At 56.3% G+C, this 252-nt stretch carries 1 pseudogene; it reads left to right on the forward strand.

Features of this window, described 5'->3' with window-relative positions:
* Nucleotides 1–130: 130 nt before the first annotated feature.
* A pseudogene (locus tag AB3X86_RS38545) lies at nucleotides 131–252 on the forward strand (IS66 family insertion sequence element accessory protein TnpB); the annotation flags it as partial.

Raw genomic sequence — 252 nt, forward strand, 5'->3', positions numbered from 1 at the left:
GTTCCAGAACCATTCGCACAGCCCGCTCACGAACTTCAGGCGAGTACCTTGGACACTTCTTCTTCGTGTTTTCCATAGCTCCATTTTCTCAAGAAGTGGAGCCTCCGGAAATCCCGGGGCGGTTCACACCATTTTGTCAGAGCCAACACAGAGGCCCGGTAGCCGTAAAGGTCGCCCGAACCATAGTGCCGAATTCCGTCGTCGCCTGGCGATGGCAGCTTGCGAACCGGGAGTGTCAATCTCCAGGTTGGC

It is taken from the genome of Paraburkholderia sp. BR14374, assembly GCF_040948685.1.
GTDB lineage: Bacteria > Pseudomonadota > Gammaproteobacteria > Burkholderiales > Burkholderiaceae > Paraburkholderia > Paraburkholderia youngii.